This window comes from Salipiger marinus, assembly GCF_035481585.1.
GTDB classification, from domain to species: domain Bacteria; phylum Pseudomonadota; class Alphaproteobacteria; order Rhodobacterales; family Rhodobacteraceae; genus Salipiger; species Salipiger marinus.
The window spans coordinates 40,825-55,665 of record NZ_JAYKSL010000020.1; the positions used below are offsets into that span (position 1 = coordinate 40,825).

General features: G+C 63.2%; 13 protein-coding genes and 2 pseudogenes. 8 read left to right on the plus strand and 7 right to left on the minus strand.

Annotated features, from left to right (window positions below):
- Position 1: 1 nt before the first annotated feature.
- Positions 2-799, plus strand: a complete 798-nt coding sequence (locus VK682_RS21120) for a glycosyltransferase family A protein (protein ID WP_165616921.1) — start codon at positions 2-4, stop codon at positions 797-799.
- Positions 800-1,049: 250 nt separating this feature from the next.
- Here the strand turns inward: VK682_RS21120 and VK682_RS21125 are convergent, their stop codons facing one another.
- The gene (locus VK682_RS21125; RefSeq protein ID WP_131821875.1) at positions 1,050-1,841 is read right to left on the minus strand and encodes a hypothetical protein; all 792 of its coding nucleotides are present in this window, start codon (positions 1,839-1,841) and stop codon (positions 1,050-1,052) included.
- Positions 1,842-2,059: 218 nt separating this feature from the next.
- On the opposite strand from VK682_RS21125, the gene VK682_RS21130 reads away from it, so the two are divergent.
- Both VK682_RS21130 and VK682_RS21135 read left to right on the plus strand, forming a co-directional pair.
- Positions 2,060-2,344, plus strand: coding sequence for a hypothetical protein (locus VK682_RS21130; RefSeq protein ID WP_131821874.1), 285 nt, complete (start codon positions 2,060-2,062; stop codon positions 2,342-2,344).
- A gap of 95 nt (positions 2,345-2,439) precedes the next feature.
- A pseudogene (locus tag VK682_RS21135) lies at positions 2,440-2,624 on the plus strand (IS5/IS1182 family transposase); the annotation flags it as partial.
- A 52-nt stretch (positions 2,625-2,676) separates the two neighbouring features.
- On the opposite strand, the pseudogene VK682_RS27395 reads toward VK682_RS21135, so the two are convergent.
- Positions 2,677-2,957 (minus strand): annotated as a pseudogene (locus VK682_RS27395) (IS481 family transposase); the annotation flags it as partial.
- A gap of 89 nt (positions 2,958-3,046) precedes the next feature.
- Positions 3,047-4,081 (minus strand): hypothetical protein, encoded by a 1,035-nt coding sequence (locus VK682_RS21140; RefSeq protein ID WP_131821833.1) that lies wholly within the window; start codon positions 4,079-4,081, stop codon positions 3,047-3,049.
- A gap of 136 nt (positions 4,082-4,217) precedes the next feature.
- On the opposite strand from VK682_RS21140, the gene VK682_RS21145 reads away from it, so the two are divergent.
- Genes VK682_RS21145 through VK682_RS27400 form a run of 4 tightly spaced genes read left to right on the plus strand, consistent with a single transcriptional unit; the run spans position 4,218 to position 10,594 of the window.
- Positions 4,218-5,237 (plus strand): hypothetical protein, encoded by a 1,020-nt coding sequence (locus VK682_RS21145; protein WP_324782510.1) that lies wholly within the window; start codon positions 4,218-4,220, stop codon positions 5,235-5,237.
- A gap of 55 nt (positions 5,238-5,292) precedes the next feature.
- Positions 5,293-7,788, plus strand: coding sequence for a glycosyltransferase (locus tag VK682_RS21150; protein WP_324782511.1), 2,496 nt, complete (start codon positions 5,293-5,295; stop codon positions 7,786-7,788).
- Between the two features lie 52 nt (positions 7,789-7,840).
- A complete protein-coding gene (locus tag VK682_RS21155) occupies positions 7,841-8,992 on the plus strand; it encodes a KpsE/RkpR family capsule polysaccharide export protein (RefSeq protein ID WP_089849321.1) in 1,152 nt (383 codons plus the stop codon).
- Positions 8,993-9,007: 15 nt separating this feature from the next.
- Positions 9,008-10,594 (plus strand): ABC transporter ATP-binding protein, encoded by a 1,587-nt coding sequence (locus VK682_RS27400; protein ID WP_089849323.1) that lies wholly within the window; start codon positions 9,008-9,010, stop codon positions 10,592-10,594.
- A 55-nt stretch (positions 10,595-10,649) separates the two neighbouring features.
- Here VK682_RS27400 and VK682_RS21165 read toward each other — a convergent pair whose 3' ends face one another.
- Positions 10,650-11,969, minus strand: a complete 1,320-nt coding sequence (locus VK682_RS21165; protein ID WP_089849325.1) for a UDP-glucose dehydrogenase family protein — start codon at positions 11,967-11,969, stop codon at positions 10,650-10,652.
- Between the two features lie 282 nt (positions 11,970-12,251).
- Between VK682_RS21165 and VK682_RS21170 the strand changes: the two genes are divergently transcribed.
- Positions 12,252-13,064 (plus strand): ABC transporter permease, encoded by an 813-nt coding sequence (locus tag VK682_RS21170; protein WP_242656765.1) that lies wholly within the window; start codon positions 12,252-12,254, stop codon positions 13,062-13,064.
- On the opposite strand, the gene VK682_RS21175 is transcribed toward VK682_RS21170, so the two are convergent.
- The 3 genes from VK682_RS21175 to VK682_RS21185 form a co-directional block, all read right to left on the minus strand.
- Positions 13,040-13,321: a hypothetical protein gene (locus VK682_RS21175; RefSeq protein ID WP_324782512.1), complete on the minus strand. Its 282-nt coding sequence runs from the start codon at positions 13,319-13,321 to the stop codon at positions 13,040-13,042. The genes VK682_RS21170 and VK682_RS21175 overlap by 25 nt on opposite strands.
- A gap of 43 nt (positions 13,322-13,364) precedes the next feature.
- On the minus strand, positions 13,365-13,532 hold the full coding sequence (locus VK682_RS21180) for a hypothetical protein (RefSeq protein ID WP_165616861.1): 168 nt from the start codon (positions 13,530-13,532) through the stop codon (positions 13,365-13,367).
- A gap of 83 nt (positions 13,533-13,615) precedes the next feature.
- Entirely contained in the window at positions 13,616-14,815 is a 1,200-nt protein-coding gene (locus VK682_RS21185; protein ID WP_089849327.1) for an RNA-guided endonuclease InsQ/TnpB family protein, read from the minus strand.
- Positions 14,816-14,841: the final 26 nt, after the last annotated feature.

A 14,841-nucleotide genomic window follows, 5' to 3' on the forward strand; every position in this document is an offset into this window, starting at 1 on the left:
CATGACAGATTACGGCACCATCGACATTTCGATGACCTCGATGAGCTCGCGCATGGCCACGCTGGGCCAGACGCTGCGCTCGCTGCTGGACCAGAATTACGCCAACCTGTGCATCCATCTCTATCTCTCGCGCGAGCCTTACCTGCTCGACAAGGGCGTGACCGAGCTGCCGGAGGACATCCAGCAGCTACAGCGCGAGGCGGCGGGGCGGCTGAAAATCCAGTTCTGTCCGAACTGGGGGCCCTATCGCAAGCTGCTGCCCTATCTGCGCGCCAATTGGGGCAGCTCCAAGCTGGTGGTGACGGTGGATGATGACACGATCTATCCGCCCGACTGGCTGGAAGGGCTGGTCGCGGCCTATCACACCTATCGCTGCGTGATCGGCTATCGCGGCCACCGCATCAACGTGCGCGAGGACAAGATCGCCCCCTATCGCAGCTGGATGCGCACCCGGATCGAACAGAATCCCAGCATGCTGATCCTGCCCACCGGCAAGGACGGCATCCTTTACAACACCGCGTTTTTCCCGGTGAACGTGCTGAACGTGGCCGATGCCCTGCGCATCGCCCCCACGGTGGATGATCTGTGGTTCCGCTGGCATCTGTCGCTGAACCGGATCGCGGTCAACGTGATCAATGTCGATTACAAGGCCGGCACTTTCGACGAGACCGATTACGAGAGCTCGCTCTATCTCAACTTCAACAAGGGCGGCGGCAATGACGTCGCCGTGGGCGAGCTGCAGAACTACTTCAAGAGCCGTTTCGATTTCGATCTGGCGGGGCTGGCCCGCCGGGAGTGACCTTGTGCTATAGTGGTATCGTTTAACGACACGACATGCTGCGCTGCGGATTCCATCCGCGATCTTGGTCACCACAAGCTGCATTACACACAGGGCGGCGACACCCTTGTCGTCAACTATTCAAATAAAAAGTTATAAAAAAGATACCTCATAAGATGGTAAGAAACCCTTCCTTCATTAACCCAACCTCAGCCATTGATTCTGAGGTTGGGTTGCGATATTTGCATACGTTACGCCATCATATGATAAATTAGTTACGCATATAATGTTCATAAGGAAGGTCGAATACCCTCAGCAAAGATCGCGCATATATTCGGCGCAAACCAAGGCTATCCGCCAGATGATGATCAAAAATTGCAGGCGCAAACTGTGGCTTAAGAGAGCGGGGAGAAGACGGAGTTTTTTGATACCCCACCGCATTATTTATATCAAAATAGCGAAATAGTCCAGCCTGAGATTCTAATCGCATTCTCTCGTTAAAATCCATCAACATCTTATTCATCTGCCTTTCCCCAAGTATATGGGAATCAAGTCGACTGGAAAATAACTCAACATCTTCTTCAGAAGAATCTCCTGTTTTTATGATCCTCTGGACGTACTTTCTCGTGAAGTTACGGTGTGACAGAACGGTCAGGTGGCAACCTTTGATCGCAAGATGATCTCCAGGGAAATTCAATGATTTAATAAATTCAAGATAAATGCCCGAGAGCCAGTCTACATATTCCCCAGGAGTTAGATCTGTATCATTTTTCACTACCTTGCGATAATAATACCCCAACTCCAAGTCGACCTGACCAAACCCCAGCACCAGATGCTTGACGTTGGGTAGAGCTGCTCGAATAATCTCTTTGGTTTTAAGCGTTGAAGCTTTAGGTCTGAACCCAGCAATCGAAGCCGCAGGAATGGCTTGCCCCACGATTGAAAAATATTTTCTGTTTATGCCAATTCTATCGGACATAGATCCTGCCTTGGGTAGGATATGATGTGAGTGGGAATCCCCAAACACACAAATAGAGATAGGAAGAATATTGCCCTTGGTCAAAATGGCACTCCTTGAAGCCACACGATATTCAAGCACAGGGTCATCCTGCGTAGAGCACCACTATAAATAAGATCAAGCCAACAGGCCGCTTGAAAAATTTCTTGATCCAAAATATTGTTGCCCCGTTGCTGGTGTGCCTCATCGGGTCCACACCCCTATGCAACCCCGGACGGACCTCCCGCCGGAGATGTCGATCAGATACGATGAAAGGTATCACCATGTCCGACACCCCCCACGACACCGCTGCGCCCCTGAGCGCCCGCACTCAAAAATCTCTGAACTTGACCGCCAAGTCGGTCAAGCGCCGGATGTCCAAGATTTCCAGTGGGACTGAACCTCGCGCCCTGAACAAGAAGAAGGGCAAGCTGGCCATTGCGATCCTGAACCAGATCGCTGCAGGCCAGATCAAGAACCCAGTCGCCGTTGCAAAAGCCTTCGCCGATGAGCAGAACGAAGAAGGCGCTGAGCCCGCTACGGAAGAGACAGCAGATAAAGAGACCTAGGGTCAGGACACATTGATCATGTCATAAAGATCTGGTTCACCGCTCGACCATCGAGCGGTGAAATCTGTAATTTGGTCTGGCTGAAAGACACGCAGATGGTGCGTCTTGAGTTCTTTTATCCAAAGCCCTGCGTCGATAACCGGCGTATTCTACCAAGGATAATACTAATTATATTAAATTTTTACACTAATGCGACGCGCCCAAACGTTACCGTCCGCACAGGACGCTCTACAGCCGCTGGAAGCGCTGGAACGACAAGGGTATGTTTGCCCGGATCATATCACAAACTGGCAGACTCTTGTTATGATCGAGAAACTCAAGGGGCCAGATCACAGGCACCGATGAAGCGCTGAGCAGGTGCGGGATCGAAGGCTGAAGGGCGGAGAGGCAGTCGTCCAGTGGCAGCAGCGTGTGCCACGGCTATTGCTCCCTCGACCCAGTTTTCATTCAACGACTTTCATTCAACGGCCGTCGCCTGCTTCCGCCATTTCGCCACCGTCTGTGAGTTGATGCCAAGTTCTCGGCTCGGCTGCACGAGCCAAGCTTGTGATCGCTGTATCGCAGCTCTGGCGGTGTGCATTGTTGTGGCGCTGCCCTGACGAGCTTGTCCCATAGTGCGTCCTTCCATTCTTTCGAACAGATCCCACCAACGATCCGTGGGAACAAACACCTAAGCCCCTCGCTCCACTAAAATTCCTGCATCTACCAAGACAAAGTTTTTCGAAAGAATTCCGATGTGAAACCTTCGCAGATTCCTGCGAGAGTTTCCGCATTCATAGTAGGATCGACATCGGTGTTGCGTGGAGTCTTTGACACCGGCAAGGCAAGATCATTCAGCAAAAGCGCGGCCTCCTCTGCAGTCATCCAATCGGTCAGCGTTTCCATCTGTTCTCGATTGGCTGCCATAACATTTTCTCGGTCCACAGGGCTTAAAAACAAGGCTTTTGGGCTTTTGGGCAAGGTGGTTTCGAGCTTGTCGAGCTCGACGTTAAGGCGATGGCGGAGACTCCGATCGACCTCGACTCCCAGAGCACCAAGTCGACGCAACAGGGTGCGTCGCATGAGAAAACCTGTTAGCGTCATGGCGGGGTTGTCATGCAGATCGTGGTCGATCAGCGGATCTTCTGGATCTACCCCCAACACCTCAAAAACACGCCGCAAGTACCCTGGATAGTCCGATTTTGAAAAGGTAAGAACCTGCACAGATCTGTGCCCCAACAACTCGTCCCATTCGGCGACATTCCGCAACATGCCGAACGAGCCGTCAACATCAATCTTGGGCGTACGAAAGTTCTTATAGGCTTGGTTGGCCATCGATTCTACGTAATCGTCCGGCCGACGCACACTGTAGACAACTGACAATTTGGCGCCACCCAGCATTTCCAAAAAGGCCTTCTTGGCCGCGCGTGAGCTACTAGCGAAAAGCTCGCTGCAGAGCACGATGCGCTTTGCATCTTGCGCAGCGATCTCCTCAGCCAAACGGTCGCGCAAGATGCCGACCTGCTGCTTGCTCGTACGGGTCTTATCGTCGCGCACAGCATGGTAGAACAGATGATGGGCTACGGAATGTGAATTGGCTGATCCGGTGTTTCGCCGAGTGCCAGTCTTGGGGTAAAGCAGGCCGTAACGCCTTGCGATGCTGTCACGGTTACGAAACATCAGGGTCTGAATAGTACTTGTTGCTGTCTTGTAAGTGCCCGCGTGCAGCACAACTTGAAGATCCTGGGAGGAAGCCATCTTGAACCTTGCGCAATAAAATTCTCTTACCCTCGAAGGACACACAACTTTTCCTGCCCTCCGGGACCTTAGCCGATTGTCCGCAAAATGGAACTCTAGTAGATAAACTGAGATGTAAAAGCAGTAAAGTGGTTCAATGCCTCGTCTCATCCTCCACATCGGTACGCACAAGACGGCGACCACCTCCATCCAGAGGTTCTTCAAGCACCACCAAGCCAGTCTGGCCGATCGGGGGGTGTTCTACCCAGATTATTCGCTGATTGGACGGAAGCCACATTATGCGCATCTGGGCATGGTCAACGCGCTGTCCGGACGGCACAAGAATTACAGCGCCGAACTGGCCGAGAGTTTCTTCCGCAAGGTGCTGGAACGGGTGCCTGATCACGAAACCACCATCCTCAGCGCCGAACCCTTCTACCGCCATGTGCTGAACGATCCCGAGGAAGAGCCGCTTTACACCCCCGAGGAGTACTGGCCGCTGCGCGAGAGCTATATCGCCCGCATCCGCGACCTCTTCGGCGAGGCGCAGGTGGTGGTGGTGTTCCGCCGTCAGGCCGATTACGCGCAGTCGCTTTATCAGGAACATGTGAAGGTCACCCGCTATCGCGGCAACTTCCGGGAATTCCTGAACGATTTCTGGTATCACTTCGTCTTTGCCGAACAGGCCCGGGCGTGGAACGCGGCCTTTCCGGGGCTGCAGGCCATGCTTTTCGACCGGCTGACCGCCACCGGCGATCCCACCGCCGAATTCTGCCGCCTGCTGGGCCTGCCGGTCGAGGGTCTGGGCCCGGTGCCGCGCGCCAATGAAGGCCTGCCCGTCGATCTGGTGGTGCTCAAACGCATGCTGCACCGGGGCCGCGACGACAAGGACACGCTGCGCGACAAGCTCGAGGCGCTGGCCGAACGGCTGCCCCCCGAGGTGGTCGAAGGTTTCCGCGCGCGCTCGTTCTTCAACGGGGCGGGCGAGATGAAGACGTTTCAGACCGGGTTTGCCGCGCAGAACGAGACGCTGCGGCCCTTCCTGCTGCATGACGACCTGCCCGCCGAGGGCCCGGTCTTTCCGGCGGAGTTCCGCAAGGGGCTGAATTTTGGCGACCGGCTCAAGCCGCCGCTGCTGCGGGCGCTGCTGGATCTGAGCCTTCAGGCCCCGGTCTGAGACGGCCCGCGCGCATGGCGCCCCGTCCGATCCGGCCCCGGCCCGGGGCCCTGCGGTGAGATCCCGCGCGCTTGGCATCTGGCGCCGCCACATTGCCGCCACGCTGGTGCTGCGCGGGCGCCCGGGGCCGATCCCCGGCCCCGCCGGAAAGGTGGCGGGCCATCTGTCCGCCATCACATGGGCCGCCAACCGGCTGGTGGTGGAGGGGCGGCTGGAGGGCGCGGGTGATCTGACGCTGCGCCTTGGCGAGATGCGGGCGCAGGCCCGGCTGCCGGCAGGCGGCGGCGCCTTCGCGCTGGCCCTGCCCTGGCCGCCGGGGCTGGCGCTGTCCGGCACCACGCCCGATCTTTTGCTGGACGATGCCCCGCCGCTGCCGCTGCCGCTGGGGCCGGTGCGGCGGCGGCAGGCCGCGCTGGCGCTGCGGCTGGGGGGCACGCTGCTGCGCCTCACCCCCGATCTGGGGCGCTGGATCCTGCGGCAGGACCGCGCCGCCCGCGCCCGCGTCAAGGAGGCGCTGGGGCTGGGGCTGCGTCCGACGGCGGGACCGCTGGAGGCGGCGGTCTTTGCCAAGACCGAGGAGGCCGCCCCGGCGGAGAGCCCCGGCCCGCTGACGCTGGTGCTGCCGGTCTATAACGCCTTCGATCTGCTGCAGGACTGTCTGGACCGGGTGGTGCGCCACACGCCGGAGCCGTGGCGCATGGTGGTGGTCGAGGACGGATCCCCCGATGCAAGAATCCGCCCCGCCCTGCGCGCCTTTGCCGCCGCGCGCCCCGAAGGTCAGGTCACGCTGATCGAGGCGCCGCAGAACCGGGGCTTCATCGCCAGCGTCAACGCCGCCTTTGCCGAGGTGCTGCGCCTTCCCGCCGACCGGACCGGGCCGGTGGTGCTGCTGAACAGCGACGCGCTGCTGCCGCCCGGCTGGGCGCCGCGGCTGCTGGCGCCGCTTGCCGATCCCGGCGTGGCCAGCGTCACGCCCATGTCCAACGATGCCGAGATTTTCACCGCGCCCGTCCTCTGCGCCCCCGCCGGTCTGGCCCCCGGTCAGGCGCTGGCCATGGATGCGGTGGCGCGCAGCCTCGATCCCACCCATGCGCGGGCCGAGGCCCCGACCGGCGTCGGCTTCTGCATGGCGCTGCAGCGCCGGTTTCTGGATCTGGTGCCCCGGTTCGACACGGCGTTTGGCCGGGGTTACGGCGAAGAGGTCGATTGGTGCCAGAAGGTGCGCGCGCAGGGCGGGCGGCATCTGGGCATCGCCACGCTGGTGGTGGAGCATCGCGGCGGGGCCAGCTTTGGCAGCGCCGAAAAACAGGCGCTGATCCTCGCCAACAACGCCCGGATCACCCGCCGCTATCCCGCCTATGACGACGAGGTGCAGGCGTTTCTGACCAGCGATCCGCTGCGCAGCGCCCGCATGGCGCTGGCGCTGGCCTGGGCGGGCAGTCTGGGGCGCGGGCCGGTGCCGGTCTATCTGGCCCATGCCATGGGTGGCGGGGCGGAAAGCTGGCTGCAGCACGCGCTGCCCGCCGCACTGGCCGAGGCCGGGGCGGCGGTGGTGCTGCGGGTTGGCGGGGCGGTGCGCTGGCAGCTCGATCTGGTGACGCCGCAGGGCCGGGTGTCGGGCTGGACCGGGGATTTTGCCCTGATCGAGCGGCTGCTCGCCCCGCTGGCCCGGCGCCGCATCCTCTATTCCTGCGGCGTGGGCGATCCCGATCCGGTCAGCCTGCCCGGGCATCTGCTGGCGCTGGCCCGCAGCCCGCAGGACGAGGTCGAGATCCTGTTTCACGATTTCTTTCCCATGTCTCCGGCCTTCACCCTGCTGGGATCCGATGGCCGCTTTCATGGCGCCCCGCGCCCCGGCACCCCCGATCCCGCCCATCAGGCCAGGCGCCCCGACGGGGGCCGCGTGCCGCTGGCCGACTGGCAGCAGGCCTGGGGGGCGCTGGTGGCGCGGGCGGACCGGCTGCGGGTGTTCAGCGCCTCGGGGGCGGATCTGGTGGCGCAGACATGGCCCGAGGCCCGGCCCCGCATCAGCCTTGATCCGCATCAGCTGCCGCATCGCCCGCCCCGCCTTGATCCCCCCGCCCCGGGGCCCCGCCCGGTGCTGGCAGCGCTTGGCAACATCGCGCCGCACAAGGGCGCGGGGCTGCTGCAGGCTCTGGGCCGGATGAGCGCCGAGGCGCGCGGCTTCGATCTGGTGCTGATCGGCAATCTTGATCCCGGCTACAGCCTGCCGCGCAGCGTGCCGGTGCATGGCGATTACAGCCCGGCGGACATCCCCACGCTGGCGCGGCATTACCGGATCAGCCACTGGCTGATCCCCTCGCTCTGGCCCGAGACGTTTTCCTTCACCACCCACGAGGCGCTGGCCACCGGCCTGCCGGTGCTGGCCTTTGCGCTGGGGGCGCAGGGCGATGCGGTGGCCTCGGCGGAAAACGGCATCGCCCTGCCGCATGACCCGGCGGCGGATCCGGCAGAGGCGGTGCTGGCGGCGCTGCGCCCGCCTGCGCCCGCTGGTCAAAAGGCGCCTTCCTCTGTAGGACAGGCAGGATGATGGACAGGCTCGCGGCATCCGCGGCATCTTACAGGCAGGACCGTTTCCACTCATGTCCGACACCTCCCACGCCATTCCCCAGGTGACCCGAAGCCACCCGCGCAAGCGGCACTGGCTGGTCCTGCTGAGCTTTGTTGTCATGGTGCTGCTGCCGCCGCTGGTGGCGGGCTGGTATCTGTGGACCCGCGCCGCGGACCGCTATGTCTCGACCGTGGGATTTTCGGTGCGCACCGAGGAAATGGGCTCGGCCATCGAGATGCTCGGCGGCATCGCGGAGCTGTCGGGCTCCAGCTCCACAGACACGGAAATCCTCTACAAGTTCATCCAGAGTCAGGAACTGGTGCGCCGCGCCGATCAGGCGCTCGACCTGCGCAGCCTTTGGGTCAAGGGCGGCCCCGAGATCGACCCGGTCTTCGTCTACCAGCCCCCCGGCACGATCGAGGATCTGGTCAGCTACTGGGGCCGCATGGTGAAGGTCTATAACGACGATACCGGCCTGCTGGAGCTGCATGTGCAGGCGTTCGAGCCCGAGGACGCGCAGCGCATCGCCGAGTTCGTCTTTGCCGAAAGCGCCGACATGATCAACCGGCTGACCGCCATCGCGCGCGAGGATGCCACCGCCTATGCGCGCGAGGAGCTGGACCAGTCGCAGGAGGCGCTGAAGACCGCGCGCGAGGCGATGACGCGCTTCCGCAACCGCACCCAGATCGTCGATCCCTCCGCCTCGGTGCAGAGCCAGATGGGGCTTCTGTCCTCGCTGCAGCTGCAGCTGGCCGAGACGCTGATCAATCTCGACATCCTGCGCCAGACCGCCGCCGCGAACGATCCCCGCATCACCCAGGCCGAGCGCCGGGTGGAGGTGATCGAGAACCGCATGGTCGAGGAGCGCGAGAAGCTGGGCCTTGGCGCCGAGGACGTGGCGGGCAGCAATGTCTTTGCCGATCTGGTGGGCGAGTTCGAGCGGCTGAATGTCGAGCGGGAATTTGCCGAACAGTCCTATACCGCCGCCCGCGCCGCCTATGACGCGTCGCTGGCCGAGGCACGGCGCAAGAGCCGCTATCTGGCCGCGCATATCCAGCCCACGCTGGCCGAGGCGCCGGAACATCCCCGGCGGCTGACGCTGCTGGCGCTGGTGGGCATCTTCGCCTTCCTGATCTGGGCCATTCTGGTGCTGGCGCTTTATGCGCTGCGTGACCGGCGTTAAGGGGCGGCGCGCGCGATGATCGTCCTGCGCAACCTGACCAAGACCTTCGTGCTGAACGGGCGGCGCAAGACCGTCGCCCGCAATCTCAACGCGGTGTTTCCCACCGGCACCTCGGTGGCGCTGCTGGGGCGCAACGGCGCGGGCAAGTCCACGCTGCTGAAGATGATCGCGGGCACCACCACGCCCACCTCGGGCGAAATCCTGTCGGACGGGCGGATCTCGTTTCCGGTGGGGCTCGCCTCGTCGCTGCATCCCGACCTGACGGGGGCGCAGAACACCCGCTTCGTGGCGCGGATCTATGGCGCGGATACCGATGCGCTGATGGCCTATGTGGAGGAGTTCGCGGAGCTTGGTGAGCATTTCCACCTGCCGGTGCGCTCCTATTCCTCGGGGATGCGGGGGCGGCTGTCCTTCGGGGTCAATATGGGGCTCGAATTCGACACCTACCTGATCGACGAGGTCACCGCGGTGGGCGATGCCGCCTTCAAGCGCAAGAGCCGCGACGTGTTTCTGGCCCGGATGCAGAAGGCGGGCGCGGTGTTCGTCAGCCATTCCATGGGGGCCGTGCGCGAGATGTGCAAGGCGGGCGCGCTGATCGAGAATGGCGAGCTGACCTATTACGAGGATGTCGAGGAAGCCATCGAGCGCTACATGCACATGATCGATGGCGCGATCTCGGCCATGGCCGAACCCCTGCCCGAAGGGGCGGCGCAGATGGATTTCCCGCGGGATTCCCGGATGCTGTTCGGCATCGGCCTGCCGCAGACCCGCATCGACTGGGTGGCGGACTGCCTGCGCCGCCACCGGCCCTGCCATTTTGCCCAGACCCGGGAGCCGCATTATTTCGACATCCGCGCCGGGCTGTCGCAGAAGCTGCGCGACCGGCGCTTCAGCACCGCCAGAACGCTGGCCGACCGCATGCCCGCCGAAACCGAGGAGGCGCGGCGCTACACCGTGCAGCTTCTGGGCGAGATGAGCGCGCTTTTGTCCATCCACACCGCGCCGCAGGACGGGCCGGACCGGCATGACGCCTATCTGGATTATCTTCTGGCCCGGCATCGCGGCCAGCAGGTGATCTGCGATTTCACCCCCGCCTATGCGCTTCTGGGAACGGCGGATCTGGCCGAGATGGCAACGGTGGGGGCGGCGCGCTTCGTCTGCGTGCTGCGCGATCCGGTGACCCGGCTCTGGGCGCAGATGCATGACGGCCTGCTGCCGCGCCAGCGCGTCACCTCCGAACCGCTGGAGGCGCTTGCCCGGGCGCTGCTGGACAATCCCGCCCGGCTGGAGCTTTACCCCGAGACGGATTACGCGGGACTGTTCGAGCGGCTGGAGGCGGGGGTCAGCCCGGCGCGGCTGCTGTATCTTTTCCACGAGGATCTGACCGGGCGGGCCGGGCTGATGCCGCTGACCGAGTTCCTGGACGTGCCCAAGGTGCTGGAAATCACCATGCTGCCGCTGCCCGAAGAGGTGCTGCCCCCCATTCCGGAGGATCTGCGCCAGAGGCTGCGCGCCCTGCTGGCCCCGCATTACGCGGCAGCCGAACAGCGCTTTGGCGACCGCCTGCCCGCAGCATGGCGCGCGGCAGACCCCGCAGAATGACGCAAGGCCCCGCAAGGGGGCCCTGCCGGAGTGCCGGATCAGATCCCGGACGGGATCAGATGCCATACCCCGCGCGGCCGATGCTGTCATAGGCGGCAAAACCCGCCGCCTCGGCATCGGAGGCGGAATAGACGTTGCGCAGATCGGCCATGCGCGCCGTGGTCATGGCGCCCGCGATGCGCTTGAGATCCAGCGCGCGGAACTCGTTCCATTCGGTCAGGATCACCAGCAGGTCGGCGCCTTCGGCGGCGGCATAGGGATCCTCGGACCAGCCGATGCCGGGCAGCAGCGCCTCGCCCTCGTGGCGGCCCTGCGGATCGCAGGCGCGCACCTTGGCCCCGCCGCCCACCAGCGCGGGCACGATGGTCAGCGCGGGCGCGTCGCGCATGTCATCGGTATTGGGCTTGAAGGTCACGCCCAGCACCGCCACGGTCTTGCCGTTGAACGAGCCGCCGCAAAGATCAAGCAGCTTGTCGATCATCCGCCGCTTCACGTCCTCGTTGATCTTGATGACCGCCTCGGTGATCAGCATCGGGCTGGCATGTTCCTGCCCGATCCGGGCCAGCGCCTTGGTGTCCTTGGGAAAACACGAGCCGCCATAGCCGGGGCCCGCATGCAGGAACTTGTTGCCGATGCGGCCATCCAGCCCCATGCCCTTGCTGACCTGCTTCACGTCGGCGCCGACCTTTTCGCAGAGCGCCGCGATCTCGTTGATGAAGGTGATCTTCACCGCGAGGAAGGCGTTGGCGGCGTATTTGATCATCTCCGCCGATTCCAGATCGGTGGTGACGATGGGGAAATCGCGCAGGTAAAGCGGGCGGTAGATGTCGGACATGACCTGCGCCGCGCGCTCGGTCTCGACCCCCACCACCACGCGGTCGGGCTTCATGAAATCGTCGATCGCAGCGCCTTCGCGCAGGAATTCCGGGTTGGAGGCCACGTCGAACTCCAGATCCGGATTGGCCGCCGCAACCACCTCGCGCACCTTGGCATTGGTGCCGACGGGCACGGTGGATTTGGTGACGATGACGATGTAGCGGTCCGCGGCCTTCGCGATCTCTTCCGCCGCCGCCATCACATAGGTCAGGTCGGCATGGCCGTCGCCGCGCCGGGTCGGCGTGCCCACGGCGATGAACACCGCATCCGCCTGCTTGACCGCCGAGGCCAGATCCAGCGTGAAGGACAGCCGCCCCGCCTCGACATTCTTGATCATCAGCGCATCAAGGCCGGGCTCGAAAATCGGCACTTCGCCGCGTTCCAGCTTCTCGATCTTGCGCGGGTCCTTGTCCACGCAGATCACCTCGTGACCAAAATCGGAGAAACAGACACCCGACACCAAGCCCACATAGCCGGTGCCGATCATGGCAATGCGCATCCTGTATTCCTTTTTTCAAACTTTGCGTGGCAGTCCTGCGGACCTTCTGCTGCATGTGTTTCCTTAGCTTGGCACGCCGTTGCAAGCGGAAAAGGCCCCGATGCCGCATTGCAGCGACGGACGTGCAGATCCTTGCCGGTTCCGCACGCGCCGCAGGTGACAGCGCTGTAACAGCTGGGCATCAGGCGGGCAGCAGGCTGGCGCCATGCCGGGGCGCGTGCTAGCAGGGATGCCGGAAACCGGGCCGATCCAGCCCCGTCCAGAGCCCGAAGGAGCGCCCTTATGGCCGCACCCTCTTCCCCGCAGCGCCTGCGCCCGGTGAACCGGACCATGCGGCTGGCCACCCCCCGCACCATCCTCGCGCTGATCCTGCGCGAGATGTCCTCGACCCATGGCAAATCGCCGGGGGGCTATCTGTGGATGGTGCTGGAACCGGCGCTTGGCATCGCCCTGCTCAGCGCGATCTTCTCGCTGGGCTTCCGTTCGCCGCGGCTGGGGACCAATTTCCCGATCTTCTACGCCACCGGCCTCCTGCCCTTCATGATGTATACCGATATCAGCAACAAGATGTCCCAGGCGGTGAACTATTCCAAGGCGCTGCTGGCCTATCCGCGCGTGACCTTTCTGGACACGCTGCTGGCCCGGTTCATCCTGTCGGCGCTGACCCAGCTGCTGGTGGGGGCGCTGCTGTTCACGCTGATCCTGTCGATCTGGGACACCCGCACCGTGCTGCTCATGGACCGGCTGATGCTGTCCTATGCCATGGCCATGGCCTTTGGCGCCGGGGTCGGCACGCTGAACTGCTTTCTGGTGACCATGTTCCCGCTCTGGCAGCGGGCCTGGGGCATCCTGACCCGGCCGCTGTTCCTGATCTCGGGGCCGATCTTTCTGTTCGAGACCCTGCCGGAATGGGCGAAGGAAATCCTGTGGTGGAACCCGCTCATGCATGTGACGGGCGAAATGCGCGGCGCCTTCTATCTGCAATACGAGGCGGATTACGTCTCGCCCGCCTTCGTTTTCATGGTCTCGGCGATCTGCGGGGTGATGGGGCTGATCTTTCTGCGCCAGTATCACCGCGACATGCTGGAACGCTGACCCGCACAGGGCAGACTGGCACAGGGCAGACCGGCGCCCGTCCGCAAGGAACGGGCGCCGGCAGACGCGGCAGGGGCCTGTGGCTCAGAAGATGAAATCATCCGCCGAATAGGCCAGCCCACCCCGATCTCGGACACCGAGATCCCTTCCAGCAGGATGGTGTTGGCGTTGAAGAAATCAAAGGCGGCCGCCCCCGACAGCACGATCGCGTCGCTGCCGAGATTGCCGAAGACGCCGTCGGCGCCGATGGTGCTCACGTTATAGACGAATCAGTCGTCGCCCTGCCCGCTGGACAGATGGTCAGCGCCCGCATCCTTTCAGCGTGTCGCCAAAATCGGAGCCGTTGATCGTGTCATTGCCACCGAACACCGCGCCCAGCAGGTTGTTGCCGGTGGTCATCTCCACCAGACAGGCGGAAAAGCCGGTGACGGAGAAATCGGTGTTGTTGTTGTCATGAACCTCCCCCACCAATACAGTTGTTTGGAGGGGGTTTTGACCTCTTGCAGTTGCTTCTGCACAAGGTCCCGACCGTCCCGGCCGGGTTGACCGTTTCAAGAGCCGGCCAGTTCTGCCAGACCCCAGTCCAAGAGAACACGCGCGGCCGCTTCGTCGCGGCCGAGACGGCATCCACACTCGCAGTCGTGGAGGCGCAGGCTCAGCGGCTTCTTCCGGACACCACCGCAGCCCGGACATCGCTGGGACGGCTTTAACCGTCGCGTCTGCGCTTCAAGGAACTCCGAACCAGCCTCTGCCGCTTTGTACCGGAGCATGTTCAGAAACGCGGCCGGAGCCGTGTCGAGGATCGACCGGTTCAGCCCGGCCTTCTGTGCTACGTTCCGGCCCGGCGCCTCAAGGGTGCCACGCGCGGAGCGCGTCATGTTTCCGACCGCCAGCGCTTCGGTAGCGATCACGGGATGTGTCGCGACCAGCCGGGCCGAGGTCTTGTGCTGGAAGTCCTTGCGCCGCGCCGCCACCTGGGCGTGCCGGCGCGCTAGGCGCTTGCGCTCATGGCGGACCGCGCGGCGGCTGATTTTGCGAGCCCGGGCCTTGGCCGAGAGGCGGCGCCCGGCGTCGCGCAGCTCCTCTGCTTCCCGGTCCAGATGCCGCGGGTTCGGGATAGCTTGGAAGGTTCCGTCCTGCAGCGCCAGAGTTGCGAAATCGGCCACGCCCCAGTCGAGCCCCGCGGCCGACCCACGCGCAGGCGCGCGCTCCGCGCAGGCGGTCTCTACCACCAAGTTCAGGCTCCAGCCGAAAGCGCTGCGGCTCACATCCGCCTTTAGGATTCGGCCCGGGGTGCGGGCCCGGCCGCGCATGCGCATCCGGCCGATGCCGAAGAGCGTGACATGGCCATGGCGCCGACCATCGCGCATCTCGACCCTGAAGCCATTGCCGTGCTCCTTGTAGCCCCAGCCTCGAAACCTGTCCGCGCTGCGGAAGCGGGGAAAACCGGGCTTTTCTCCGTTTTTCACACGCCGGAAGAAGGCGCGGAACGCCAGATCTAGCCGCTTCAGCACGGTCTGTGCCTCATGCGTGTGAACGAGACCGTGCCAGCCGCCGACATCGGCCCGCATGTCCTTCAGCGCCTTCTCCTGGTGCGAGAGGTTGATCCTCACTCCATGGCGCCAAGCGCCGATGCGCTCTTCGAGCGCGGCGTTCCACAGGTCCTTCAGCATGCCATGCTTGCGCAGCATAGCCTCGTCCTGGGCTCGGCTCGGATAGAGCCGGAAGGTAATGGAACGTGTTGCGATCATTTGAGAAAATGTATATTGGTTCAGTC